Origin of the sequence: Roseobacter sp. TSBP12 (assembly GCF_009129705.1) — a bacterium.
Taxonomy (GTDB): Bacteria; Pseudomonadota; Alphaproteobacteria; order Rhodobacterales; family Rhodobacteraceae; genus Celeribacter; species Celeribacter baekdonensis_A.
The window spans coordinates 1-893 of sequence record NZ_PYIB01000010.1 but is presented as its reverse complement, the minus strand read 5'-3'; the positions used below and the strand labels follow the sequence as shown (position 1 = coordinate 893).

Here is an 893-nt window from a genome sequence, read left to right as displayed (position 1 = left end):
GGATCGTCCGGATTGGCGCGCCGCCGTGCGCACCACAATTAACGAGGTAAACGAGTCTCATGCGTAAACGTAAAGGCATCATTCTTGCGGGCGGATCGGGCACGCGCCTGTATCCCTTGACAATGGCCATCTCAAAACAGTTGATGCCTATCTATGACAAACCGATGATCTATTACCCGCTGTCCGTGTTGATGCTGGCAGGCATTCAGGAGATCGCGATCATCACCACGCCCCACGATCAGGATCAATTCAAACGCCTTTTGGGGGATGGATCTCAGTGGGGCCTGTCCTTCACCTATATCGAACAGCCCTCTCCCGATGGGTTGGCTCAGGCCTATATTTTGGCCGAAGAGTTTCTGGATGGTGCCCCGTCCGCAATGGTGTTGGGGGACAATATTTTCTTTGGACACGGTTTGCCGGAAATGCTTGAGGCCGCGGATGCCAAAGACACCGGCGGGACCGTGTTTGGGTATCACGTGGCTGATCCCGAGCGCTACGGCGTTGTGAAATTCGACGCGGATGGCACCGTGGAAGAGATCATCGAAAAACCAGAGGTGCCGCCGTCAAACTACGCGGTTACGGGTCTGTATTTCCTTGATGGGGACGCTCCGAGGCGCGCCAAAGAAGTCAAACCTTCGCACCGCGGTGAAGTTGAAATCGTCACGCTTTTGGAAACCTATCTCGCGGATGGGACATTGAATGTTGAGCGTATGGGTCGAGGCTATGCCTGGCTTGACACCGGCACACACGGCTCTTTGTTGGACGCAGGCAATTTCGTGCGCACACTTGCAAAGCGGCAAGGGATGCAATCCGGCTGTCCCGAAGAAATCGCCTATACGCAAGGCTGGATCAGCAATGACACAATGCGCAAACATGCCGAAACCTTCAAAAAA

At 54.5% G+C, this 893-nt stretch carries 1 protein-coding gene; it reads left to right on the top strand.

All coding sequences use genetic code 11. The annotated features are described in order from the left end of the window. Positions 1–59: 59 nt before the first annotated feature. Positions 60–893, top strand: an 834-nt coding sequence (gene rfbA, locus C8029_RS04270; RefSeq protein ID WP_152002336.1) for a glucose-1-phosphate thymidylyltransferase RfbA, incomplete at its 3' end; no start/stop codon positions are given.